Raw genomic sequence first — 24,486 nt, forward strand, 5'->3', positions numbered from 1 at the left:
TATGACCATTTACCCTCAGTCTGAACCTGCAGCAAAGCCCAAACTGATCTTTTGCTTCGTTGTCAGCCCAAAGAGCTACAAGCCGCTGAAAAAAGCATTACTCGGGCGCGTCAACAAGCTGATCACGCTCCTCTCCCCGGAGCCGGGGCAGCGTGCTGTCAGTCTTGGCCAAGTCATCTGGCGAGCCTTGCGCCCCGAATGGCGCCTCGCCCGCTACGCCCACCAATCGCTCATCATGGAAGTCACCCAAGGAAACGGGTTTTCGACCACAGAATGCGGTTTCTATGCCTACCTCGCCAACGAGCGTCTGATAGAACAAGGATTCCGCGACATGGCAGCCTCCGACGAGCGAATCATGTTTTGCATCGCGGCCCCGGATACGGAATGTCTGGAACAGGCCGTCAACCCCCATCTCGATGCGAATTCTGCGATGGTGGTGAATTTGGCTACCACGACATCCACATTCCCTGGGATGCCCTAGCGCTTGACCATCCCTCACCGAAATTCGGAGATGAAACTGAGCGGCGACAGGTTGAATTCCTCCAGAATCGCGAGCACCTAGATGCCATCAATCGCTTATTGGATGCACTATCCCCATGCATCGACCTCATCGATAGCGAAGCAACCAGCACCTTCACCCCAGTGCTTGAGAGCGGTAGCAATCTCCACATGCTGCTCTCCCGCCTCGCTGAGATTGCGACATTGTATAAACCGCGTATCGACAGGGAATTTATTCTGGTTCGCCTACAACACGACCTGCCGATTATTGATTTTCCCAACTTGCTTGCAACCCGAGTCGAAGCTTCCGGGGACGATAGACCTTCGTTCGTCATCGTGGAAAACAGCAGGGCTCAGCACCCGAAAGATCGGGCCGAGTGGTCGGAATCTGTTCATGCAGCTCATAGCCATGCGCTCGATAAGTATTTGGATTGGGAGGCCATTTTCCAGCGATACTTCGGGGCTAAATGATGCGCGCCAACAAACTTAGCGGTTCAGCACGCAATCGAGCCATCCTAAACTGCCTCTCGCTGGGATGGCTTCGCGCAATCCAGTTTTAACATTGCTTGCAGGAAAATTGACGAATGGAAATTCGGAAAATTGAAGGAGGCTTAATTGTCGCCACGTCGAATGAGGCACCAACGGAAGGTATTGTTAGGACTCCATCTACCCTGGTTGGGGTTCTTGGGCCTGACAACCAATGGGTGCTGATGCCGCAATGGCGCGATGTGCTGAGTGAGCATGCCGGATACTTTTTGGTTCAGGAGCAGAGTGGGCGCTGGGGTGTGGTTTCGCCTGACGGTGTCTCGCTAACCCCATTTACCTTCCGCCGCGACAAGCCCGCGGCTGATGAATCGATCAAGGCACAGCTATTTATACAGCATTTTTTGTGGTGGCAATATCGATCTATGCAGTGGTCTATCGAGGCCGCGCGTTCCGGCACCCTCGCTATTTTCGAAGGCAAAATAGCGAAGTCACATTCGGATCAGATGGTGTTCTGGCCATGGGGGATGAACTTGGAAGAACAGATCGTAGTCACCGATCCCAGCGGGAAATATCGATTGGATGACGCAGCGAGCTACATTTGGGAATCCTCGACCAGCCCACGCCAATACGGCTTCTATACGCTGAAATTTTGCCCCATCAAGCGATCTGGAAGCATCTGTGAGGATGCCATTCCGATTCCCTGGGCTGCTGTCTCCTTAGTCTTAGCGGATCCGCAAATTTTTGATGACCGCGGACTTTATGAGAGGCTGGTGGTTGATCAACATATCCGAGCACTCACGCACCTGATCGATAGTTTGGTGATGCTTTCAGATGGGCTACATGAATGTGCGATCGACAATTCAGGAACGCCAACTATCGCTGATAGTGCTCTGGACGCCCGGATTGTTTCGGAAACGATGCGGGGCATTGCCATGAACTTGGTTGTTCTGATCAAGATCCCCAGAGCCTCTGGCGACCTCAAGAACTTTACTGATCAGCTACCCGATGCACTCTCAAAGTGCGCGTTTCGGACTATCAAGGAACACTGGCCGAACGGGATCATTCCGGAGATGAGCTTGCGGAAGCCCCTTGACGATGCGCTTCAGAAATACGACGAATGGGAGAATATATTTCTGGGCATGGTAATGACAGCCCGCTAATAACGCTCAGCCCAGCATAGACAACTGCTAACCCAAGTTAGTGAAGGTACCTTCTCGCAAATCAATCTGCCTCCTAATTATCATAAACTGTCTTAGTATAAAATCTGGGATATTTTTTGCAGTGAATATTCCAGCACTCTCCCAAAAACGGATTCCACGCAAACGAGCGATGAACTCATTATCATCACGGATGCCGACGAGATCGATATTATTGATTCTCAAAATCACTGTCGGAACACAGAAAAAATCTGCCCCAACTGAGACACCGGTAGCCATCTGCAAGTGAGCACGTTTATGAGTCTGCATACCGGAATTCATATTCTCAGACAGAGGCGGCTCACTAAGTAGGTAGTCACGAAAAATCGTAAGTTGGAATGCGCAAGTTACAGCGTTAAACGAATGGCAAATGATATTGTGCGATTTCTTGACCAAATACCCGAAATGAATGTCAGTAGCACTAGGAGCAGCGAGGAGGTTGTGCGATTGGTTCGACATGTCGACGTCGTCGTCGGGGGCAACACGATGCACTTCAACCGTGCGTAAAACGTCGAATCCAGCACAATTCCGGTTATCAATTTCCGGCAATTCGTTGCATGGATAATCGGTAACCAAAGCCACACCAAAAATTCCAACAACATATCGCCCAGGATAAATGGCACTCGGTCTAAAGATCTGGAAGACCCCAGGGGCGTGTAAACGTAGACTTCCCCGTGTGGTGGCCCCACTTCTCAACTGCTGCTCCAACTGGCGACCGTATTCGTGCACATACCTAAGGGCATGCGGTTGGCCGGAATTTGGACTCCAAAACTCTTGTTGTATGGACGCCCATGCTAATTTTTTAATCGTATCAGACGAGAAGGGACAGGGCGCTCCCGGCTCAGACAGCCATCGGGAAATGGCAGGATGCTGTTTTAACTCTGACTCCCCATCGGCCAGCACAGGTAGCCAGACACAATCGCTCCCCATCGGCCAGGCCACACTCCATGTCTTTATGGCAGATATAGTAGCCCGCTTATTAGAAGACTTTCTCAAACAGTGGCGTACTGCTTTGGCCAATTCGCGAAAGGAACTCTGCACCATTCGGCCCTCAGCAATCCCTCCGATTTCCGCCATGAGTACACGGCACTCCGAATTTGTTTCGGCGTTGTGACGGGCCTGCGCCCAGATTTCGTTTGGATCACTCCCCATAATGAGGGGCATGGAATTTCTTGAGGATGGTCTCATTGATATCTCCATCTGAGTAAGCACCAATATGCAAGCGCGCGAACTGCCATCGAATGACCAATTTTTAAATCGAGAACGGCGACAGATGCGCTCGTGGAATTATTCCAGCACAAGTTCGCGCATCCCATTTCGCATAGAAATACCTAGCGCATACCCATCTTGATAACCGCAAACGTAGGAGTCCGTGTTCGTTCCGGGTAGCCACGTCAGCGGGCTGGTCAGCATACGCAGTTCCCAGTCAGCACGCCTGCGCTGACCAGCGAAGCCGTGCTGGATGCCCCGGTTGTGCCCCGAACGGTATATATCGAATATTTTCGCCATTTCAATTACCTCAGCTATCTGCCTGAGTTTTGTTGCCGAAATAACCCAAGCTGCTCCATCACAATTCGGCTTTGATGCAGGGTGATTGCCTCAATCCTCTGAAAAACACATCACCAGTCCAACGGGGGAATATGAATTGCATCTCCGCCATTAGCCATAGACAAAATGCTTTCTTGATAAGACACGATCGATTCCTTTTTGGGATTACGACGTTATTTTGAGGAGCCGAAAAACCTATCAACTAGTATTCGGTGGGGCATGAACAGGCTTTTCGGCATCTCTCTACTTAATGTCAGCATCGAGAATCAGAAGATGGGTACCGTGCGGCCGTAGTGAACCAACAGCCCACCCTGCCCCTCGATTACCCCCCGCCAGAACGACTCAAACATGGCGTATTTCCTGCTGTCCTCCCCCCCCGCACCGACGATGATTACTTCCGTACTGTTCAAGTCGGGCAGGAGATTTTGCTGCTTGCGGCGGGCTACGATCGTTTTCGCTTGAGCGAGGCTAACCCGGGTGAGGTCAAATTCACGATTTTGCTCAATTCCATCAGTCATCATCATGATGCGCAGGCGCATGCCCGCCTTCCTGGCGCTATCGATGGTTGGTTTCAGAGCGCCGAGGGTATCGAGGATATAAGTGCCGTTACCGGGGCTGGTAGTACCGATCAGGCTAGAAGCGGTTTCCTGGAGGCGTGAGCGAGCAGCTGTGGTCGCCCGTTCATCGTCAAAACGCCGGCCGCTACGGGGCGGCAGGCTGATGTCGGCTGTTGTCCTAAACTGGCTGATGGGCAGCCCCGAAATATCCGCAACAACCGAGCGATCACCGAAGGTCAGATCGGCAGCCGCCTTGTCGATCGCCTGTGTATACAACCGCTGATCGTCCTTTGTGATCGAGCCGGTCCGGTCGATCAGGAAGACGGTCAGGCGGGGAGGCGGAGGAGTGCGGCCCAATACTTTGTCTACCAGGTTGCCCAGGCCCGCCTGGGCCAGCATAGAGTGGGTAAGAAGAAGGGCGACAACCAGAGTCGTGGAAACCATCTGGAAGAGCTTCTGGAACATAGTTTTCATGATGAATATTCCTTTAGTCTTACTTGGTTTGATGGAAGGAAGCGATTTTTGCCAAGGTGTCCTGTAGAAGCGGGGGGTGCTCTTCGAGAGGCGCACCGAGGGAAAGCGGAGGAAACCAGCCCTCCTGCCAGGGAGCGGCCTGGCCAAGATTGCCGCCTCCCCTCGTGTGCAGTTCCTCGAAATATTCCGAGGTCAACCTTCTGGCAAAGGCCTTGTGCTGCTCAACCTTGGCCGTACTGATCCGCTGAATCGCGTTGTACCGGGACGAGTATTTCTCCCGCTGCTCAGCCAGCTTCATGATCTTGGGGATCAAGCGGGTGGTGATGGAGCGGCTCTCCCCGGCTTGGCGATTTCGCGGAAGTGATATGTAAACCACAAATACAGAGATGGCAAAAAATGCCAATTGCAACAAAAGCAGGCCGGTTGCCGTGGCACCGCTCATCACGCTAGTCCCTGTCGTCGCAACTTGCTGTTCCCCAAAGCTCTGGCGAGCAATAGCCATTGCTATGAGAGCCAACATGGCTAATATGCCAGCGAAAATCAACATCGCCGCTTCCTTTCGGCGGTCACTGTCACTGGATTCCAAACGACGGATTCCGGTGGCCATAGCCTTCCCAGCAAGCAACCACAAAACGGCCATACCTAAGGCAACGATGTAAATTTCTGTGTCATCCAGAATACGGAAACCGGCCAGAACGCTGGCCTGCAGTGGAATTTCTGCCAAAAAGATGAACCCCAGAAGGAAGTAAAGTAGCGTAGGAGTAATAAATGGCTTCACTTCCGGAAACCCAAGTTCGGCCAACACCCTAAAATGGTGATTGAACTCCATGAGCAGGTTCTGCAATTGAATATCGATGACGCACACCTTCTCCCGCAGCCCCTTGGATTCCTTCTGGGCTTTTTCCTCCGTCGCGTGAATTTTCTCGGCTGTCTCACCGATAACATTGGCTTCGTACGGGGTAACGTCAGTCGAGCCGTAGACGTGGAACAAGGGCTGCGCCGGCTCCCTGCTAATGGGCAGCGCGGAGCGCTGCGCCCTGGCGTCGTTAAAGTTCAAGACCTCTGCAGTCATGGTGCTTCTCCTCGATTAGACTTGAGCAACTTGCGGAATTAAGGGAGTGCTGTCAGCGCCATGAGCCGGGACTTCTTGAACGGACTGCGGCACTTTCGGGACTTGAGGCGTCTGCGGAGCAAGGCCAATGGCAAAGAGGGGAATCGTCATCTTGCCCAAGGGATTTCCAAGACGGGCGTGGCGACGGGCAGTCCAGCTAGCGAATTTCCAGAAGGTCGACATATCGGCTCCTTGGTGGGTTTATGGTTAACTCTGGTGATAAGCGGTTAAGACAACGCCCGATGGGCTTAAGATGAAAACAGTGTTGAAGGCGAACTGGCGACCGATGCCCGATTCCCACAGCTCTTCACGTTGCCGGCGAGTCAGATAACAGCGTTGGCAACCGTCTCTTGTCCATTCCCGGCATCCTTTGGCCAAGGTAATTTCCTCAACAAACCCGGGGATTCCACGCTGCTGGCGACGAACAGTCGCGTGATGCGTTTCAACACAGCGGCCTTTGCGATGATTTTCTTTTTTAGATTGCATTTGCCCCTCCTAAGCCGGTTCGGGGGAGAGCTTTTGTTTCACAGAAGACGAAGACAACTTCCTGGATTCAATCCGCGCAAGCTTGGCTGCTGCATCACGTTGGGCAAGGCCACGGGGAGTCCGGGAGTACAGGCCGAACAACCGCAGCAACCAATCGGGGGTATTAGTGGACATATCAGGCTCCTTGAGCGGTCGTGGTTGGTGTGAAACAACTATGCTTTGGAAGTAGTTTTCCGCATCCAGGCCTAGTCGTCACGCTGTTGCGCCAGGCCAACTTCGGCTAGTGCATGAGGAAATTCTAGAGATGAGGCCATCAGCGGTCGTGACGACGGGAGTGCGATTCTTGACAAAAATTGTCTGGTGATGTCATACATCATTGGCATGACAATTTGTCTAGCCTTGTCAAGCAGCGTGAATACCCCTGCTGTATAAGGCAATTATGCAAATCGATATCCATCAATTGCGCGTGAAACTGGGTGATCAGGCGGTCCTGCATGGCGTCGACCTCTTGATCCCGTCAGGTAGCGCCGTTGCACTGGTCGGGCAATCCGGTACCGGCAAGACCACCTTGCTGCGGACGATGGCCGGCTTGATCGAACCAGATGGTGGCCATGTCCTGATCGATTCCCGGCCGCCGGCTTTCCACTATGGCTCGACCCACTTGGCCTACCTGTTTCAAAAGGCCACGCTGTGGCAGCACCTATCGCTGCGCGCCAACCTGGAACTCGTCTATGAATTGCACGGCCGCGTGGTCGATCACAACCATATCGATACCCAACTGGCGATGGTCGGCCTGGGCGATGCCGCCACCCTGTTTCCATACCAGTTGTCGGTGGGGATGGCGGCGCGCGCCGCCATCGCACGAGCGCTGTGCCTGCCGCCGCACGTGCTGCTCATGGACGAGCCCTTCGCCGCGCTCGATCCGGTGCGGCGCGCCACGCTCAACACCACGATACGCGCGACCTGCCGGCGCTTGGGCGCAACCAGCGTGATGGTGACACACGACGTTGTCGAAGCCCTTCAATATGCCGACCTAGTGGTCGTGCTCGCGCCATCGCGCAACGTCGAGGTTTTCGACACGCGCGGCCTTCCCGCCATCGACGATGCAGGCAAGCTGCCAGACCCGGTACGCGCCTTGCGCGACCGCATCCTAGCCAATGCCATGGCTGCGCCCACCGGACTGGCGCAGGTTTAGCATGATGACGCCGTCCGCTCTCCTGCGTCGCGGCTGGCCTGCCATCCTGGCCGTGGCCTGCATCCTGGCGCTATGGCAATTGGTCGGGGCCACCACCACCGGCAGCCTGCTCGTCTCCACGCCGTCCGCCATGCTGGCGTATGGGCTGGAGCACGCCGCCGATATCGTACGCTCGACCGCGTATACCGGGCTCGAAGCGAGCGTTGGCTTGCTGGCGGCCACGCTGTTTTCCCTGGGCTTTGGCCTGTGCGCCGCCCATTGGCCCCGCGTGGCCGGCGCTATCTACCCATGGTTACTGGGGTCGCAGGTAATCCCCTTCGTGTGCTTGGCGCCCATGGTTATCCTGATATTCGGCCCTGGCGTCTCGGGTAAGATCGTGCTTAGCGCGCTGATGGCCTTCTTTCCAATCGTCACCAGTATCCTGACCGGGATGCGCGAAGTACCGCGGCCCGCGCTGGAACTGATGGCGATGTTCAAAGCGAACAAGCACATGGTTATCCGCCATGTCTTCCTGCCTTATGGCCTGCCCTATTTCTTCGCTGGCTTGCGCGTGGCGGCGCCGTTTTCCGTCATAGGTGCGATCGTGGCCGAATTCAACGGCGCCACCTGGGGCATCGGTAAAGACATATTCATCGCCGCCAAGCGGCTCGAACCTGAACTGATGATGTTTGGGATTTTTTGTGGAGCAGGGCTGTCGGCCTTGCTGTATGGCATTGCGGTTGCTGCCGAGCGTAACCTCGGGCCGTGGTATCAAAGGAGAAATCAATGAACGTTTTACGCACCCTCACCATCGTCGCCCTTTGCGCCGGCTTACTCGCCGCCTGCTCGAAGTCCGTGCCGGACGCTCCAAGCGCCGTGCAAGCAGTCAGCCTTCAGCAGGAATGGATCCCATACTCTGGCTATGCTGGGGAAGTGGCCGCCAGCCGTCGATTCGCTGCCAAGAACGGCCTCCAACTGACGGTGGTGGCCGGCTCCGAACAAGTAGACCCCATCAAACTCGTACTGGCCGGAACAGCGAAGTTCGGCGTCGTGGGCGGTGACTTGCTGGTCGCCGCGATTGCCAAGGGCGCACCCTTGGTGGCCATTGGCGTGGTTAACGAGCAATCGCCCACCGTGTTTCTGGTGGACGCACAATCGCACATTCGCACGCCGCGCGACTTTGTTGGGCAGAAAGTCGGAATTCTGCCTGGCACCAATACCGAACGCATCTACCAGTTGATGATGCAGCGTGCCGGCATCGACCGCGCCACCGTGCAAGAAATCCCGGTGCCCTTCGACCTGCAAACGTTTCTGCTCAAGCAGTATGCCGTGCGGCCCGCATTTATCTTCGACGAGCCCGTCAGCCTCGAACAGAAAAAAGTGGCTTACCGCATTATCAAACCAGAGGGTGTGGCCTTCTTGGGGACCGTCTACTTCACTACGCGCGATACCCTGACGCGGGAGCGACCCACTGTCGTTCGCCTGTTGAAATCCTTGGTCCAGGGCTGGCAGTTCGCGTTACACGCGCCGAACGATGCGGTGGCCGACCTGGCCGCCAGCTTCCCGGAGATCGACCGCGCCCGCGAAAGCCGCGCGCTAGAATTGGGCCTGCCTTACTTCGCTGGAGCCGCTGGCAAACCCTTGCAGTGCAATGACGCCGCATGGAAAACCATGATCAGCGGGCTGGAAGAGCTCAAGGTCATCGCGCCCCAGTCAGTAACGCTGGATCAGGTCTGGGCACCTGCCGCACTGCAAGATGCGTACAACCAGCTTGCGCAGGAAAGCAAGCCATGAAGATCACCCAGGGAATTCCAGAACACTTCAAGGAGACGCGCCTGGCGAGTTGGAATTCGCTGTCACGCTTCTGGCGTGATTACGCCCACGACGATTCCTTCCACCTGCAGGTGCACGCTCGCGTCCAGGCTGGCGTGCTGCACCACACCAGCGATACCGGCGCGCACAGCGTCATCGACCTCGGTTGCGGTTCCGGCGAATTGCTAGTCAACCTGCGCAAAGCGCGCCGTTGGGCCAACATCGCGGGGGTCGACTTCTGCCCCACAATGATCGCGCGGGCCAAGCGCAGCGACTTCACCGGATGGCCAAAAATACGCTTCCACATCGCCGACATCGAAGACGATCTTGCCGCCCAGTTGCACGATGAAGACCACGTCTTCGATTGCGCCACGTCTGTCTTCGTGGTTGATGAGGCCGGCCTCCCGGCGGCATTCTTTCGATCCGCCGCAGCCGTATTGCGCGAGGGTGCCATTTTCATTTGTGCGACGCTCGATTACCAGCGCGAAATGCTGCGTTACGGGGCCGATATCCGAGTCCAAGGCGTAGAGGGCGCGGAAATTGTCATCAGCAAGGGCTTGTTGATCAACGGCACCCTGACCGAAGCAGAACTATTCCGTGTGCTGCGCCATCCGGACGTGCTCAAGGAAGCGGCCCGTGCGCAGGGCTTTCAACTGCTCGAAGAAACCGTTTTCGATCCTGTGTCGCTTGGTTCGCGCCAGGAAGGCCCTGGCCTGCATCTCCTGTGCTGGCAAAAGCGCAGCGAGAGTTGATACCATGTTCAACGCCGGATCTCCAAGCAGACTTGCCTATTTTTCCAGCTCGATCACCGAACTGCTGGCCACTAAACCGAGCAACGGTCACTACATCCTGGTGCAGGCGATAAATATTTTCGAGCGCAACGGTTGTGGTCCCGCCGTCAGTTTGAATCCAGAGCAACAAGTACGCCCCTTGAAAGTGTTCGCCTTTGACCTCGTCTGGCTGAGCCCCGGACCAACCGGAACCTGGAGCCAGGACGGGAAACAGGTGTGCTATTGCGTAACCCATGGCACCGATAAAGACAACTGGTACCGTACGGCGCTGCAGCGTTTCTTTGCCAGCGGCGACCAGCGCAGCCTGCTCAGCTTCAAGGATATCTACAGTCGTCGTTTCTATATCGACATGTGCGCGCTTGACCACGAGTCTGCCGCGCCCATCCCCTCGTGCCCAGAGCACACGCCAGAGGTCGTCACTTGGGCGGACTCATTCCGGCCCGACCCATCGCTGGGGCAGACCGTTGAATCGGGCGAAGCACGCTTTGCCACTTTTACGGCAGAAGTGACCGGCGCCATGGCCGCTGAATTCGGCCATGCTCCCGACGCCGATACCCGGCTCGTATGGATCTATTACAGCGGCGGCCCTGACAAAGAAAGCGAAACGCCGCCGCTATGGGCCGCGTCCATGTTCGTGGTGCTCAAGCTGGACCGTCAGCGCGACGACACGCCGGAAAGCTACAAACGCGATTTCGACAGTGCGCTGTCCAATTTACTCGCTTGCCTTCAAGAGGCGACCCAAGCCACACTGCATCACGGGCAGGTCAAGAACCAGATCGCCCAGACCCTGACCCATGAATTCAAGAACACCATCCAAGCGATTTCAATTCTGTCCAACGACTTGCTGATCGACGCCAGAAACGCCCTGCCCAATGCAGAGGCGCTTGATCAGTTCAGCGACAAGCTGGAAACCTTGAATTGGGAGGTGGCCACCACCAGCGCCATGACCCAAGCGATGTACTGGCTGGCCGATCAAAACCCCAAGCGTATCCCTTTCACATCGGATCCTGACGCCACCACAACCCGCTACGCGCTGTATCTGGCCGTGCACATGGTGGCACGCACCAAAGCATACTGGACGCTGACCAACATGCCGTCACTGCGAGAGTGTGAAGATTATTTTCGTAGCTATTTCGCGATGAAGGGACGCAGGTCGCCCTATGCCTTGCTGGAAAATCTACGCATGATCGTATTGCTGTTCTTCGTTTTGCCGCCAGTACGCAATATTCGTGCGCACAATAATGCCCCCGGCATGCCTGGTATTGAGATTTTTGTTAGTGGCCACGACAACGTATTGAACATTCACCAGATATCGATCGAGACGGCCGCCTGCAATGAAACCTTCTTCAGCAAATCCGTGGCGGCCATGATGCGTATGGTCAAGGAGAGTTTTCACGAGCAGGGCGGGCGGATCATCGATGTCGACCCACACGTGCAGTCGCAATCGCGTGCGCTGGCTGATGGTACTTTCCGCGTCGAACGTATTACCACCCTCACGGCCTACACCATCCCAGCGCGATACTAGCGCACAGCACCCCACAGGAGAGCGTCATGACAGCCCGCCCCTTGCATCCCAACGCTAGTTCCCGCGGCAACGCGTATCCCCGAAAGTTGGACGTACTGGTGGTCGACGACCAATTGCCCGACGAATACGAGCACTCTCCTAACCTGCGCGAATTTATCAACATCCAGCCGATCCGCTCGTGGAACGATGTGCAGCATTGCCTCAGTATGGAGGGCGAACTGAACGGTGCGGATATCTTGCTGGTCGACGTCTCCTTCGACAAGGACGCCAATATCGCCGGCGCTAAGGCGACGAATTCGGATATTGTCCCGGTCGGCCCGCTGTTCGCCCTGCCCTTCGTGGGCAAGCGCACCATCATTTCGTGCGTCGTCTATTCAGGCCACATGGCCAGCCTCGAACTACGATCCCATCCATTCTTCTTGCTGTCTATGGGCTTGATCTTATCGAGGATTAGCCCCCTTGCCGGCGGCAATACACGCCAATCCTCCTTCCTCAATCTTCGGCAAGGAACGCTACGCTACGACCAAGAACTTCTCAGGTTCAGCGAGTACCAACGGACCACCGTGCCGCGCGCGCTGGACACAGGCATTGAGGACTATCGCGAACGCCTCTGTGACGCCGTCCTGGCGCAGCAAATTGCCATCACCAATCGAGAAACCCTGCTGGCTGCAATACGCGAAATCGCAAGTGCCTGCGGGCAGGTTGGCGATGCACTGGCGCTTGACATTGTCGGTGCCAATTGGCGGGATCGTATCAGTGTGCGTTCGCTGTTTGCTGACGCCTTCTTGCAACAAGGTCGACGGCGCCATTCGGAGGTGGCCGAACAAATTGCCGCTTGGCTCAACACACTGTGCTGCGAATCGACCTTCACGCGTGCTCTCAACGTCATCAAAGCGCAAGACGAGGAAGAGGATCGTCATGCTCACAGGCCAGCTGTCAGCGATGTGATCGAAGCCATCTATCCGGATCTATCGGCATTGGAGAGTACAGAAGTCCTTAGGATGGTTGTCTTGTTTGCCAATATCTACGCTATCGAATCGGCCGGTCAGCATGGGCGAATCATGAAATCCGAAGTGCGTAGGAGGCTGGCCCACCAATTTGACGAAAACTCTTATCGTGACTTGTTCGGAGCACGATCACGGAACAGACGCGAGGGCCGCTTCAATACCCTGAGCCGCTTTGTCCCTGGCAGCGATTATCTGTATTTGTTTGAAGACTGCCGTACCAAGTCCGTCGCCGTGACCCAGTCGGACTACGACGCCGTCTGCAAATACCGCAACTATGAAGAGTTCGACAGCGTCGGTGCCCCCACCTACCCCAGTTACTTGACCATCCAGCAGGTTTCCAGTCCGAAATAGGCAGCCTAGCTCTTTCTTCTATAGCTCTCGTGAGTCGTGCCCCTATGAAACTCCGATGGATATGCGTCTTTTGTGGCGCCCGCGCTGGCGTGTCGGAGCGATACACGGCTCACGTTAGGGAGTTCGCGCAAGCGATTGTCCATCAAGGAATTGGGCTCGTTTACGGTGGCGCTAGCGTTGGGCTGATGGGAACGCTCGCAGATGCAGTGCTGGCTGCAGGTGGTGAGTGCATTGGTGTTATCCCTCAGGGCTTGGTTGAACAGGAGATTGCAGACCCGGGGCTCACACGCCAGATCGTCACGACGTCCCTATCAGAGCGTAAGGCATGTATGACGGAGCTGTCAGATGCGTTTGTTACATTACCCGGCGGAGCGGGCACGCTGGACGAACTCTCTGAATTCTGGACGACTGCGCAGCTTGGTTTGCATAGGAAACCGATCGGGATTCTGAATTCAGAGGGTTACTTTGATTTTTTGCTACGGTTTTTCGATCGCGCCATCGCGGATGGATTCATAGACGCACGAGATCGAGAGTTGCTCTCGGTAGAACGTACTTCGCAAGCCTTGCTTGACGCGCTAGTGCGGCAAGCGTTGGACTAATGGGACGAACGATCGTTGATTGTGTCTGACAATGTCAAAGTGGTCTCAACGCGATGGCTTATAAAGCGAGCATGCGAATCGAAATCGAAAACCTTAGCGTTGGCGCCGGCTTGGTGGTGTCCGTATTTGTTTGAGTTATTGGCGGGTCAAGACGATCACCCATCAGATTGCCGGCGACGAGCAGGCCGCCCACGGTAACGCATGGCCACCAGACCAGGCGCCAGTTGGCGCCTTTCCAGCAGATCGATCCGCGTCCCTGCTCAAGATCCATTTTCACCACAATTTTCATTGCCGTGCTCCAGAAGTTCATGGAGCGAAGCTCGCATCACGACCGCTGCAAAAAAAAGGGGTGAAGGTTGTAAGGGGGCTGCCTACAACCGAATGTTTTGCAGCGACAATAGGGACCGATCCCTATCGACATCCCTGTGATGGCTGAGAACATCTATCAAATGTATGCGGCCAACGGCAACAAGGCCGGTTTTTGAGTTCAGCGCAATTCCTGGTCATGGCAAACCGCCTTAATAACTTCGATAGGCAGCCAAGCCGAGGGCAAGCTGGAAGGCCTACCGCCGTATTTCAAGAATCGCAATTAGGCATTTCGACAGACTTTCTGCTCGGCAACGAAATAAACCGTCTCGACGAAGTCTTGGCCAAGGGCGCCGGTCTGGTGTTTTTAGAGACACCGACCAATCCGAACCTAGAAATTTTCGACATTCAAGCCATCGCCAAGAAAGTACACGCACACGGCGCATTGCTCGCGGTCGACAATACTTTTGCGTCGCCCGTCAATCAGCAGCCATTACCGCTTGGCGCGGACTTTGTCGTTCATTCCTACACCAAATATCTTGGCGGCCACAGCGATCTCACCGCTGGTTCCATTATGGGCAGCAAAGAATTGCTGATGCCGATCTGGACCTGGCGCAATAACCTGGGGTCTGCGATCTCACGGGAAACGGCCTCACTGCTAGCGCGTAGTTTGCGTACGCTGGTGGTCCGGGTACACCAGCAGAACACCAATGCCTAGCTGATTGTCGAAGCACTGGTGGCGCATCCGAAAGTAGCGCGGGTTCTCTACCCAGGGCTTACCACTTTCCTTGGCCATGAGTTGGCGAAAAAACAAATGAGAGGCTTTGGCGGCATGTTAACCGGCGAAATTAAGGGCACGGGCGAAGATGCGACTCGCGTTGCTGATCGCCTAAAGCTATTTGCGCTGGCACCAAGCTTGGGTGGTGTCGAAAGCTTGGTGACACAGCCCTGCACTACTACTCATCACGGACAGACGCCTGACGAGCGCGCAAGGCGTAGTATTTCGGATGCAATGCTCCGGTTATCGATTGGCTTAGAAGATGGAGGAGATCTGATTGACGATTTAAGCCAAGCTTTGGCATAGTGCCGATTCGAATATTTAACCATTTTCTATGACAAGGAGTTTGGCATGCTGAGATATAAGCCATATACAGGTAGAAAATTGGAGTGGAAGTGTAAGTGTGGCAACACGGTTCCGGATGACAGAAATTTCTGTGTTCAATGTGATCGCGAACGTCCAATCGGCGCTTAACGTGGCGGAGCGCGTTTAATATTACCAACTGGCCAAATTTAAACGCGCTCTAGCAGGGTATAAGTAATGATTTTAAACTTTAACTCCCTGCGGCATGTCGTTTTGTCATCAACGGCGTGGGTGAGTTTTTGACATTTTTAATGATGTAGCCGACAAGATCGTCTGTCTTTAAATCCATTTCAATTCGCAAAGTAAGTTTTCAAAACTAGTTGGTTAACACAGGCTTTAAATCCGGGGAATAAAGTCTGTCGGGCTAGCCGAATAGATACTCAGATAGAACTCCGATTTTGCAATAGTCTGTCGGACGTGTACGCGCCACAATGCAAACTCAAGCACTGACAGGAAATCGGCCTTATGGAAAGCTTTGCATAAGGCCGAGAAGCTGGCATTTCCGGAATTAAATCAAGGTAAGCTGATCCATATCTGGCTCCGCCACCGGGAGGCAGTTATCAAGCCAACTTCGATCATTATGAAGCAACCAATGAAAACTTCGATAATTTTGCTTGGTAAAACCCAGACGTGAGTGAGCAGGGTTGCTTGTTATGTAAGCAAGACATTTTTCCCTATATCGCTCTTTCACATTCCTAGCATCCTGTTCCTGTCTGCGCGGATCATGGATGCGGTCCTGAACTGATCTCCCAAGAGCCTCAACCCATTTGCAACGCTCTGCCACAATGCGCCAATGGCCAAACAATGCGCATAGCAGTAGGGCCCGCCCAAATGCCATACCCTTCGTCGGCTCGCGAATACTATTTACGATCTGACGGATAATTCCCAAGCACTCTTTTGAAAGTTCGAGTCGAACGTCATGGAATATTCTTGGAATCAGGGACTCAAATAGTTCACTGGCTCGGAGCAAACCTTTGCTATTCAGAAATTTCCGCTCCCACAAGCCCTCCAGTAGAGCCTGCCCCACAAGGCCTTGGCGCGGTCGTGCTTGTATCAACAGCGCGTCCGAAAACACCGCCAGTTCCATTTCAAAATGATCATTCCATACGACCGGCAACTCAACTGCGCGGTCATCTGGGAAGTCACCTGGCAGCGGAAATGATTGATGTAACGCCGCCCGTTTGACCACTGCTCTTTTCAGCCGGTCACCATGGATCACGCAACGATGAAGGATTGGCAGCTGATGCGTACGGTGCCAGTAAGCCACGCCACCGCATTCGATATCCGATTCACGGCATGACGGGCAAAAGCGTAACTCCACTACCCCAAAGAATGTTAGCTCCCCAAGGGAAATACATTCCTCGCCAAGGACTAGCGACTTCCACGCCTGATCCTCAATCTCCCCCAAGCTTCGCCTAGCGCTAAATGCAGTCAATCGCTCCAACAGGTTTTCCGGATCGCCATAGGCATTGCCAAGACGAAGGCAGAAGTCGGGCAGGTTCAGCTTGGCATCAATAAATGATGGGCACCGCTTCAAACCCAAAAGGTGCTCAGCAACCTCCCGAAGATCATTCACTCCATTGAGTCGTCCCAGTCGAGCCAAGACACTGACGAACAACTCATCAGGCAAAGGAACGGGCAGCAGCATAGACGGTTAATTGAAAACCAATGGCCGTTCCTCCCGTGTATTGAGGAGGCCCGCACAGATATGGCGAGGTTCAAGGCCTAGATCGCCCAACAAATTAGCGTAGGTTTCGCTCGCCTTCGCGAGCACAGCCGTCGACCTTTCCGACCAATCCGCCGGCCAGTTCTCCATCACACTCGTAATAGACCAATGATCAACCTCCAGCGGATCTGGACTGAACAAAATTTCATGGAAGGCCACCCAATATTGCAACTCCGGCGACATACCAAGTGACATGGTGTTATAGCGGTCAGTCCACGCTAATGCGTGCATGGCCAATGCCGATGTTGCCAAGTCCAGCGACCACGCACTTAATCGATCCTTGACGAGGAAATCTGGATCTGCAGCAAACGCGAACAACAGCTTATAGACGTGTTCATGCGACACATCCGAACTCACCTCTAGCCGTCGCCAGTTCGGCGATGCCCCGCAAGCCATCAATCGCTCGAACGGATCCGGCCGCATCTTGGCAAGCGTACGCCTGATTTCACCACGCTGCTGTTCATCTGCCTCCGACCATTTAAGAGTCAAGTCCGAACAGAATCCTGAATAAACACTGCCCGAGCGCGGCGACCACCGATCGTCCAGCAATTGCAAAACACGATCAGCTGCAATGGCGGCCACCATTGACCATGGAACATCGCCGTAGTCTTGGTGCCATCCTGCTGCCTCCATCGCATCAAAATGCAAATGCAAGGGACTCGCCGGCTGATATTCCTGAGCTCGACGCATGAGCGTGTGAACCGGATTGGATGCTTCAGTGGTCACCAACATCTGCGCCATCAAGCCCCCATGGACAAGTTCGCAGAAATACCCATGCCTAAAATCCGGAGATATGCCCTCAGCGCGCATTGCCTGACCACCCACCTTTATCTGGGCGATGTACTGATCAAGGCAACTGATCTTCGAGGGCTTGGGTATCGGTGGCCGAGATGAAAACCAGCTTTGCCACGTGCGATCTGCAATCAGACTGTCCATATCTGCCAGATCACCAAGAAGGGAGACTGTCTGCGGTTTGTTCGCAATGTGAAGGCCTCGCAAAATCATGTGTTTGAAGTGATTACGCGCAGCTATAAATCTGATTTTCTGACCTTCAAGCAGCGGACTAATTTTTTCTCTCATGATGACTTGCAATCGAAAAGTTGCATACGCAGAAGCAAGCGGACAAGCCATTGAGTTTCTACCTACCCAATCACCAAGGCAATCACTACGCTCATGCGAATTCCCTATCTGGAGATAGTCATGCAACCTACCACTCAAAGTGCCTCACACCTTGGCGAATTTCTGGCGAAACGCAGAGTGGAAATGGCCGCAAGGCGTAGCGAGATCGCGTCAGCTGCCGGCATCTCCGCAAACTACTATGGTGCCATCGAGCGTGGCAGCACCACACCGCCGAATAGCACCCTGGCGAGAATCGTCAGCGCTCTTGGGCTAGGCGCCGATGAAATGAAGCAATTGCACGAACTTGCCGCCTTGAATAGGGGGCTACTCAAAGATGACGCAGGCCTTCCCGACGAAGTATCCGGCCTCATTGCCGATGTTCGGCGAGCCGCACTCGCCATGCCAACTCGATTTGTGCGAGAGCTACGCACAAGAATCCGCGAAATCAGCAATTAAGCAGCGCCAGAGGCGCACACAACTGGCCTGATTCGCATCTGATCGACTGACCTATCCAGGAGGACTCACAACCAGCACCTAACTGACCGACGAAAAAAAACGCGAGGGGCCTAAACCTCGCGTTTTTACCAACTAGCTGGGGGGAACCCAGACCTAAGCTGATCCAAGCCAAAGTCTAAGGACGCATCCGCTGTCCGTCAATCCCCCATTTCGTTTTTTCGCAAGCAAGTCTGTGAGCGAGGGACTCGCTCACCCGACGAGATGGAGATTTTCTTATGAGAACCACCAAGCGGTTCACACCACAAGTCCTGCAACGATTTCACCGCCAGGGCCGCGGCCTTGGCACCTTCACCGATTACATTGCCTGGCACTGTGTCAGCCGCGGCGACCCGTCTAGCCGCGGCCGCTCACATCTGCAAATGTGGCAAGACCGGCAACGCGACCTATTAAGCGACCATGAGTGGGTCATTTTGTTTTTCATACTGATGCTGCTCAACCTGATCGACGTACGCGAGCAGTTCCCACTCTCTCTCGAAGAAGCGGCGCACGAAATGGGGGCCTACCTGGTAGACGCCGGCGATCAACGCTTTCCCGGCACACAGGCAATCGCTCGGAAATTGGGTATCCGACACCCCATCACCTCTGAAGGGAAGGAATCGGCAGACTGGGTGATGAGCACCGATTTTCTCCTCGCGCTACGAACCGAGGCCGGCGCCATCGAACTGTTGGCCATTGCCGTCAAAACTGAAGAGGAAGCCCGCCACAAGCGAAAAAGGCAACTACTGGCGATCGAGCGTGAATACTGGCTGACTCGTGGCGTCACCTGGTTGCTGATCACCCCGGCGCTCTATGACGCGGACGTTGGCCTGAACCTGCGCATGCAAATGCCGTGGATGCAGGGCGATCCGGCACCAGAATCTGCCCAACAGATGGCCGCAGAATCTGTGCGAAATTTCCCTGGCCGTTCACTGACTTACATCCTCAATCAGTTAACACTCAAGTTGGGTGAAATCGACCTGGCGCAACGTGCATTCTGGCAAGCCGTCCTTACTGGAAAGATTCGCATGAAACTTCGGCGCGGTTGGCGACCACACCAGCCTGTCATTTTGCTGCCGGAAGCCGACTTTGTCGCACAAAACCCCATCGCATCGCGGAGGTCAGCATGGATCTGATCCACAACGCCTCGTTCCGTATCCTGGATGGAAAAGATACTGGCATTTATCGGGTCGTACTTGACGAGATACAGATCGGGAAGACGGCCGTTGTTCGCCTCGACCCCCCTGAGGAATCGCGCAAAGCTAAAGGAGGTCGCAAGAAGCTTGCCCAGACCAAGAACAAGCGGAAAAAAGCCCCACCCCTCATGCTTGGGGAAACCCTATGGCTGGATCGCAATGAGTTGCAGGCACTTAAGGAGGGCGTAGAGATCACTTTGATCGACATCGAGCAGGAAAACTACGCACTTTCTCCCGCAGACGAAGCAGTCTTTGAATACCGGAAATCACAGATGGCCCCTTTTCTGGATTTTGATCATTTCCGGGAAATGGTCCTGATCCACAAAGGCATTGGCGGCTTGGTAAATGAGGTTGTAGCCAGCGGGTGCAGTGAAGCTTTTGTCCGAAAAAATTACTCGCTGCTCTGCCGGTATGGATTCACGGAATCCAGCCTGCGCCCTAACCGTAGCAGCAAATGCGGCGCGCCCAACGTAGCCCGTCCTTGCGACCCCGGCGGCCGCAAAAAGGCTGGGGCGAAGACCATCGAGGAAAAGGTTGCGCTCGCCTATGGACAGGTTGTTGCGCCGGAACAACCTGGCATGAGCAGCATGTGGACAACGGCCATTTTGGCTGCCGACAAACGCATTCCCAGCCCAAAGCCGCCGATGCCCGAGCGCTGTAAGCAAATCGTCGAAAGCGCCTTTATCACCCGCTACCGACAGGTCGATGGCAAGCTCGAACTGATTGAGCCCGCGTTAGGTGACTATCCCAATGCACGACAGATCAGACGGGTTCTCACGCGTGAAATTCCACGGCTTCAGCGTTTGCTGGAAAAAACAACCAAGGGATATTTCGCCCGCAGTTTGCGCGGCCTGATTGGCCGCAACTGGAAAGGCGTTGTCGGCCCAGGACATACCTGGGCAATCGACTCCAGCATCGGCGACATCTACCTTCGATCAAGCGTAAATCGCGCGTGGATCATTGGCCGACCCATCGTCTACATCATTGTCGACATCTGGTCGACTGCCATCGTTGGCTTTTATGTCTGCCTGGATGGCCCTTCTTGGGCCATGGCGAAAGTTGCCCTGTTCTGCGCGACGGCTGCACCTGAACTGATTGGTGAACTCTGGGGCTACGAGGTGATGCCCTCCCTCTATCCGGCTCCCACCATGTGTGCGGCCCTGCTTTGCGACCGTGGGGAGTACCTCTCCAAGGCAGCCAAGATTACCGGGGCTAAACTGATTCCCTGCATGAGCTATGCACCGCCCTACCGCCCCGACCTGAAGGGTCTGGTCGAGGTCATCCACCGGATCGAAAAGGATCAGCAGTATTACTTCGTTCCCGGCGCCATCGATCAGCGCAGGGTTGAATTTGAGCTCAGGCAGTTTGATCCGACCAAGGCGGTACTGACCATCCCGGAATATGTCGCCTATCTCTATCAGATATTCACCACCTACAATCTGACAGCACCGCGCCAAGGCCGCCTGGATGCCCATATGGCTGCCGCAGGCGTTTTTCCCAGCCCGGCCGGACTGTGGCGCTATGGCCACGAAGTCGGTATCGGCGTCCGCCGGAATCTGTCGTTCTCGGAGTTGGTGACCAACTTGCTGCCCACCGAGCCGGCTCATGTCACCCGACGCGGCGTCATGCTGCTCGGTATGCAATACGAGTCACCGACGGTCGACGAGCAGCAGTGGACAGCGCTGGCCCGCAATTTTGGCGCTTGGGACATCCAGGCAAATTACTTCCCCGGCTCAGTCTCACGCATCTGGACGCCGGCACCTGCCAGTACCGGTCTGCTTGATCTGCATCTGTCGGATAATTCGACCGCCTCCCCAGAACTGACCTTCGACGAGGCGATCGATGCCTTCACGGTCGGCAAACTTGGAAACGCGCAAAACGAGCATATTCGCCTGATGATGGCTCTGGAATCACGGCAAAAGGCCATGGACATCATCGCTCGCGCCAAGGAACTCACAGCCGAGGCCATCCAGAAGCATAGTGGCACGATGCCGAGCATCACTGAGGCCCGCAGCCTCGAATCGGCCATTTTTATGACAACTCCCGACGCTGTTCCACCGCCTGACCAGAGTGATGATCCGGCACGCGCCGCCCACCAAAAAATGATGAGCGCCCTGTTCGCAGCGGCCAACGCCGAAGGAGCTACTCATGAATGACCCGAAGCTTTTTGATCCTTATGCAGGAAATATTCTCGTCCAACCGCTCGGCCCCATACTGGATCGCGCCCAAGCTACACAATGCCTCAGTTTTATGCCACCTCGCCCGCGCGATCCGGGCAAGGTGCCGAAGCACCTCAGGATGCATTACGTCATCCAGTTGCGCGACATTCATGTTGCCAGCCTGGATGGCTTGCGGGTTCAGGAAACAATCGATTTGATGCTCAGGGATGGTTATCGCTACAAGGATCCGTCTGCTACGCATACTTGGAGCGTGATCGGCGGCGAGGCAATGTGCCACAAGACCCCAAGGGCGCCCGCCATGGCAGCTGTGATCGTCGGGCACTCGGGTACCGGGAAAACCCAGGCAATTCTCCGGGCGCTCGATCTTGGCCCCAGCCAGGTGATCGAACACCCCTGCTTTCCCAAACTGGTTGGGAAGCACCAGCAATTGGTCTGGTTGTCAGTCGATGTCCCCTCCAGCGGGCGGGCCGACGATCTTGCCGCCAATTTGATGAGCAGCTTCGATGCCGCAATGGAAAAGCACGTCGCCGGCTGGCAAAACCGTTTCACGGCAAGCCTGGCAAAGAACCGTCGCGATGGCCAGAAAATGCTCGACGAATGGCGGCAGGTGGCCTCGGCCCATTTCCTCGGGGCACTCCACCTTGACGAAGTTCAGAACTTCTTCAAGTTGCCCACCTTGAAGAAGCGTCGCACCAAATCTCCCGATGCCGCCGAACTCCAGCTGAGCATCATCGAGGATCAGTGTCTCAAATGGATCCTGACCCTGACCAACACGTGGCAGATTCCGATCATTTTGTCCGGCACACCCGATGGCGTTGGCGCTCTCATGAAGCGCTTTGCCAATACCCAGCGCTTTGTCGGCGGGGGTTACCACGTTATTCCGCCCTTCCAGTCAGCCGACGATCCGTTGTTTTTTGACAGTAAAAACCAGGGGGGCTTTCTTAATGCAATCGGCCTATACCAGTTTGTCGCCACGCCCGTGAAAATCGATCGGGAATTCGCTAGCCTAATCCTCGAACTGACGGGTGGCATTCCCCGTCTGATCATCGCATTCTGGGTCGCCGCCCATCGTGTTGCCTTCGAACGCGATGACGACAGTCTTCGTGCGGAGGATTTTAGGCGGGCCGGAGATACCTATCTGGCACCGGTCAAACCGGCTGTTGCCGCCCTGCGAAGCAAAGACCCAAAGCTGATTTCCCGCTATGAGGACCTGATGCAGCGCGACGACAATTTATGGGCGTCCTTCTGGGCAGCGATGCGCTAGCGCGGAAACGCTTGAGCAAGCTTGAAGGGATACTTCCCGGGGGGTGAAGCGCCCTCCGGGAGGCCTATCTGACTTAAATGACGCCTCACGCATTTCTTTTGTGGTGCGAATTTGAACTTGATTCCTGCCTCGGAGCCACTCAGCTCATGGGGATTCAAGGCTTTTGGACGCTGCCCGCGAGACCCTGGCCCTATCTCGGAAGGTACCATCACAATACGCTTCATCGCCCTAATGAAAGACACCCCAATCTGACGCAGGAGATCAAGCAGTTGTTCGACCGTCAGTCCGCCCGCTTTGGCGCTCTCGTCGATACTGTTTTGCTCAAAATAAAAAGCATGGAGCGATACCAGGGCACCTTTGCTGAGCGCCGGCAGACCAAGCCCTTTGAGTCTGAGTGCAGCAGTGCGCTCTCCCAAACCAACGACCCGCGCACTTTTCGAATGGGATCCTCCGGCCATGACATAAGCCTCGATCAACTCGCTATCAGTTACCTCTGTCACCTGGCATTGGTCAACGCTCCCCGTACGGCCGAAATCAGATGACTGCGCGGCCACCAAGGCCAACAAAGCCTCATCTGCCGTATCGAAAAGTTGTGCTGCAATCAGCGCATAATAATGCGCCAGCGATTTTCCATTCTTGGCCAGAATATGGCGATCGATGCTCGGAAATTCGGCCCCGGGAACTTTAGCGGCCAGAATAGGGCAAAGGGTAGCCAACCACTGGCTCCCAAATGATTCAACAATACGGTCGCTGAGCCAAGGCCTATCCGTTTGTCCCGGTCGCGTAGCAAATCCCAATGCCCGCGCCTTCTCCCGAAAGACCCGGGAAGCCACCCCGGAATAGATGGAAGGAGTCTGCTCGGCCAAGCCGGACCAAATCTCGAAGAAACGCTGCTGCAATGGGTTTTGCATGGCCAACCTGACCCATTCGTCACGCACCTCAAATGCTGTTTCGAGGAAAAACGAAGGTGGCTTTAGCCAGGCATTGTCCGAGTCGACATAGCCCAACCCGCAGTTATGTTTGACACACAGGAGTTGTCCCGGCAACTGGTGTTGACGACGCCAATAGCTTTGACCATGGAAATCGATGTCCTCGCCCACACATTCCGGACAAAAATAGGCAGCGGTACGCAATGCCTTCATGCCTTGGGACCACAGCAGCGAGCGATGCGACCAGGATTGCGCATCCTGGTCACGGTGCAGCGAGACAATCTTCCGGTACGGCAATAACGTGTGGTGCCGAAGGAATGCCAACAAATCGATTTGCGCCGCCGATGCCAATAACTCAAGCGCCGCATGCTCACGACGACTGACGGCTTCGCTGCCCACAAAACGCCGCAACATCATGCCAATTTGCACTTCATCGAGCAGGCCGTTGTACTGACCAATACGGCCAAGATAGCCACGTGCTATCTCATCCGGCAAGAGGGCAGGAACAACTAACATAG

At 55.1% G+C, this 24,486-nt stretch carries 22 protein-coding genes and 1 pseudogene; 15 read left to right on the forward strand and 8 right to left on the reverse strand.

Going from position 1 to position 24,486, the window contains the following annotated elements:
* The first annotated feature begins 1 nt into the window (after position 1).
* The 3 genes from KI613_RS18955 (at position 2) to KI613_RS18965 (ending at position 2,144) form a co-directional block, all read left to right on the forward strand.
* A complete protein-coding gene (locus KI613_RS18955) occupies positions 2-481 on the forward strand; it encodes a hypothetical protein (protein WP_226402408.1) in 480 nt (159 codons plus the stop codon).
* Positions 385-969 (forward strand): hypothetical protein, encoded by a 585-nt coding sequence (locus KI613_RS18960; RefSeq protein WP_226402410.1) that lies wholly within the window; start codon positions 385-387, stop codon positions 967-969. The genes KI613_RS18955 and KI613_RS18960 overlap by 97 nt, the downstream gene beginning before the upstream one ends.
* A 113-nt stretch (positions 970-1,082) precedes the next feature.
* Positions 1,083-2,144, forward strand: coding sequence for a hypothetical protein (locus tag KI613_RS18965; protein ID WP_226402412.1), 1,062 nt, complete (start codon positions 1,083-1,085; stop codon positions 2,142-2,144).
* Between the two features lie 27 nt (positions 2,145-2,171).
* On the opposite strand, the gene KI613_RS18970 is transcribed toward KI613_RS18965, so the two are convergent.
* The 4 genes from KI613_RS18970 to KI613_RS18985 all read right to left on the reverse strand — a co-directional run bounded on the left by KI613_RS18970 (position 2,172) and on the right by KI613_RS18985 (position 6,356).
* Positions 2,172-3,344: a hypothetical protein gene (locus KI613_RS18970; protein WP_226402414.1), complete on the reverse strand. Its 1,173-nt coding sequence runs from the start codon at positions 3,342-3,344 to the stop codon at positions 2,172-2,174.
* Between the two features lie 650 nt (positions 3,345-3,994).
* Positions 3,995-4,759 carry a vWA domain-containing protein gene (locus tag KI613_RS18975; protein WP_226402416.1) on the reverse strand — a complete coding sequence of 255 codons (765 nt, stop codon included), beginning with the start codon at positions 4,757-4,759 and terminating at the stop codon, positions 3,995-3,997.
* A gap of 19 nt (positions 4,760-4,778) precedes the next feature.
* On the reverse strand, positions 4,779-5,831 hold the full coding sequence (locus KI613_RS18980) for a hypothetical protein (protein ID WP_226402418.1): 1,053 nt from the start codon (positions 5,829-5,831) through the stop codon (positions 4,779-4,781).
* 246 nt (positions 5,832-6,077) lie between these two features.
* Positions 6,078-6,356: a hypothetical protein gene (locus KI613_RS18985; RefSeq protein WP_226402420.1), complete on the reverse strand. Its 279-nt coding sequence runs from the start codon at positions 6,354-6,356 to the stop codon at positions 6,078-6,080.
* Between the two features lie 439 nt (positions 6,357-6,795).
* Between KI613_RS18985 and KI613_RS18990 the strand changes: the two genes are divergently transcribed.
* The 7 genes from KI613_RS18990 to KI613_RS19020 are packed head-to-tail and all read left to right on the forward strand — an operon-like array spanning position 6,796 to position 13,615.
* On the forward strand, positions 6,796-7,551 hold the full coding sequence (locus KI613_RS18990) for an ATP-binding cassette domain-containing protein (protein WP_226402422.1): 756 nt from the start codon (positions 6,796-6,798) through the stop codon (positions 7,549-7,551).
* Position 7,552: 1 nt separating this feature from the next.
* A complete protein-coding gene (locus KI613_RS18995) occupies positions 7,553-8,320 on the forward strand; it encodes an ABC transporter permease (RefSeq protein WP_226402424.1) in 768 nt (255 codons plus the stop codon).
* Complete coding sequence (locus tag KI613_RS19000) at positions 8,317-9,324, forward strand: ABC transporter substrate-binding protein (RefSeq protein WP_226402426.1); 1,008 nt, start codon at positions 8,317-8,319, stop codon at positions 9,322-9,324. The genes KI613_RS18995 and KI613_RS19000 overlap by 4 nt, the downstream gene beginning before the upstream one ends.
* Positions 9,321-10,094 (forward strand): class I SAM-dependent DNA methyltransferase, encoded by a 774-nt coding sequence (locus KI613_RS19005; protein ID WP_226402428.1) that lies wholly within the window; start codon positions 9,321-9,323, stop codon positions 10,092-10,094. Before KI613_RS19000 ends, KI613_RS19005 begins: the two co-directional genes overlap by 4 nt.
* 4 nt (positions 10,095-10,098) lie before the next feature.
* The gene (locus KI613_RS19010) at positions 10,099-11,658 is read left to right on the forward strand and encodes a hypothetical protein (protein WP_226402430.1); all 1,560 of its coding nucleotides are present in this window, start codon (positions 10,099-10,101) and stop codon (positions 11,656-11,658) included.
* 26 nt (positions 11,659-11,684) lie between these two features.
* Positions 11,685-13,016 carry a hypothetical protein gene (locus tag KI613_RS19015; RefSeq protein ID WP_226402432.1) on the forward strand — a complete coding sequence of 444 codons (1,332 nt, stop codon included), beginning with the start codon at positions 11,685-11,687 and terminating at the stop codon, positions 13,014-13,016.
* A 44-nt stretch (positions 13,017-13,060) separates the two neighbouring features.
* Positions 13,061-13,615 (forward strand): LOG family protein, encoded by a 555-nt coding sequence (locus KI613_RS19020; protein WP_226402434.1) that lies wholly within the window; start codon positions 13,061-13,063, stop codon positions 13,613-13,615.
* A 58-nt stretch (positions 13,616-13,673) separates the two neighbouring features.
* Here the strand turns inward: KI613_RS19020 and KI613_RS19025 are convergent, their stop codons facing one another.
* Positions 13,674-13,925 (reverse strand): hypothetical protein, encoded by a 252-nt coding sequence (locus KI613_RS19025; protein ID WP_226402436.1) that lies wholly within the window; start codon positions 13,923-13,925, stop codon positions 13,674-13,676.
* Between the two features lie 195 nt (positions 13,926-14,120).
* Here KI613_RS19025 and KI613_RS19030 point away from each other — a divergent pair.
* Positions 14,121-15,005 (forward strand): annotated as a pseudogene (locus KI613_RS19030) (trans-sulfuration enzyme family protein).
* 565 nt (positions 15,006-15,570) lie between these two features.
* Here the strand turns inward: KI613_RS19030 and KI613_RS19035 are convergent.
* Both KI613_RS19035 and KI613_RS19040 read right to left on the reverse strand, forming a co-directional pair.
* Positions 15,571-16,710, reverse strand: a complete 1,140-nt coding sequence (locus KI613_RS19035; RefSeq protein WP_226402438.1) for a TniQ family protein — start codon at positions 16,708-16,710, stop codon at positions 15,571-15,573.
* Between the two features lie 6 nt (positions 16,711-16,716).
* Entirely contained in the window at positions 16,717-17,868 is a 1,152-nt protein-coding gene (locus KI613_RS19040; protein WP_226402440.1) for a hypothetical protein, read from the reverse strand.
* A gap of 120 nt (positions 17,869-17,988) precedes the next feature.
* Between KI613_RS19040 and KI613_RS19045 the strand changes: the two genes are divergently transcribed.
* The 4 genes from KI613_RS19045 (at position 17,989) to KI613_RS19060 (ending at position 23,039) form a co-directional block, all read left to right on the forward strand.
* Positions 17,989-18,363: a helix-turn-helix domain-containing protein gene (locus KI613_RS19045; RefSeq protein ID WP_226402442.1), complete on the forward strand. Its 375-nt coding sequence runs from the start codon at positions 17,989-17,991 to the stop codon at positions 18,361-18,363.
* 275 nt (positions 18,364-18,638) lie between these two features.
* Positions 18,639-19,535, forward strand: coding sequence for a TnsA endonuclease N-terminal domain-containing protein (locus KI613_RS19050; RefSeq protein ID WP_226402444.1), 897 nt, complete (start codon positions 18,639-18,641; stop codon positions 19,533-19,535).
* A complete protein-coding gene (locus KI613_RS19055) occupies positions 19,526-21,751 on the forward strand; it encodes a hypothetical protein (RefSeq protein ID WP_226402446.1) in 2,226 nt (741 codons plus the stop codon). The genes KI613_RS19050 and KI613_RS19055 overlap by 10 nt, the downstream gene beginning before the upstream one ends.
* Positions 21,744-23,039, forward strand: a complete 1,296-nt coding sequence (locus KI613_RS19060; protein ID WP_226402448.1) for an ATP-binding protein — start codon at positions 21,744-21,746, stop codon at positions 23,037-23,039. The genes KI613_RS19055 and KI613_RS19060 overlap by 8 nt, the downstream gene beginning before the upstream one ends.
* On the opposite strand, the gene KI613_RS19065 is transcribed toward KI613_RS19060, so the two are convergent.
* A complete protein-coding gene (locus tag KI613_RS19065; RefSeq protein WP_226402450.1) occupies positions 23,036-24,484 on the reverse strand; it encodes a TniQ family protein in 1,449 nt (482 codons plus the stop codon). The two genes, KI613_RS19060 and KI613_RS19065, sit on opposite strands and share 4 nt — an antisense overlap.
* Positions 24,485-24,486: the final 2 nt, after the last annotated feature.

Origin of the sequence: Ferribacterium limneticum (assembly GCF_020510585.1) — a bacterium.
Lineage (GTDB): Bacteria > Pseudomonadota > Gammaproteobacteria > Burkholderiales > Rhodocyclaceae > Azonexus.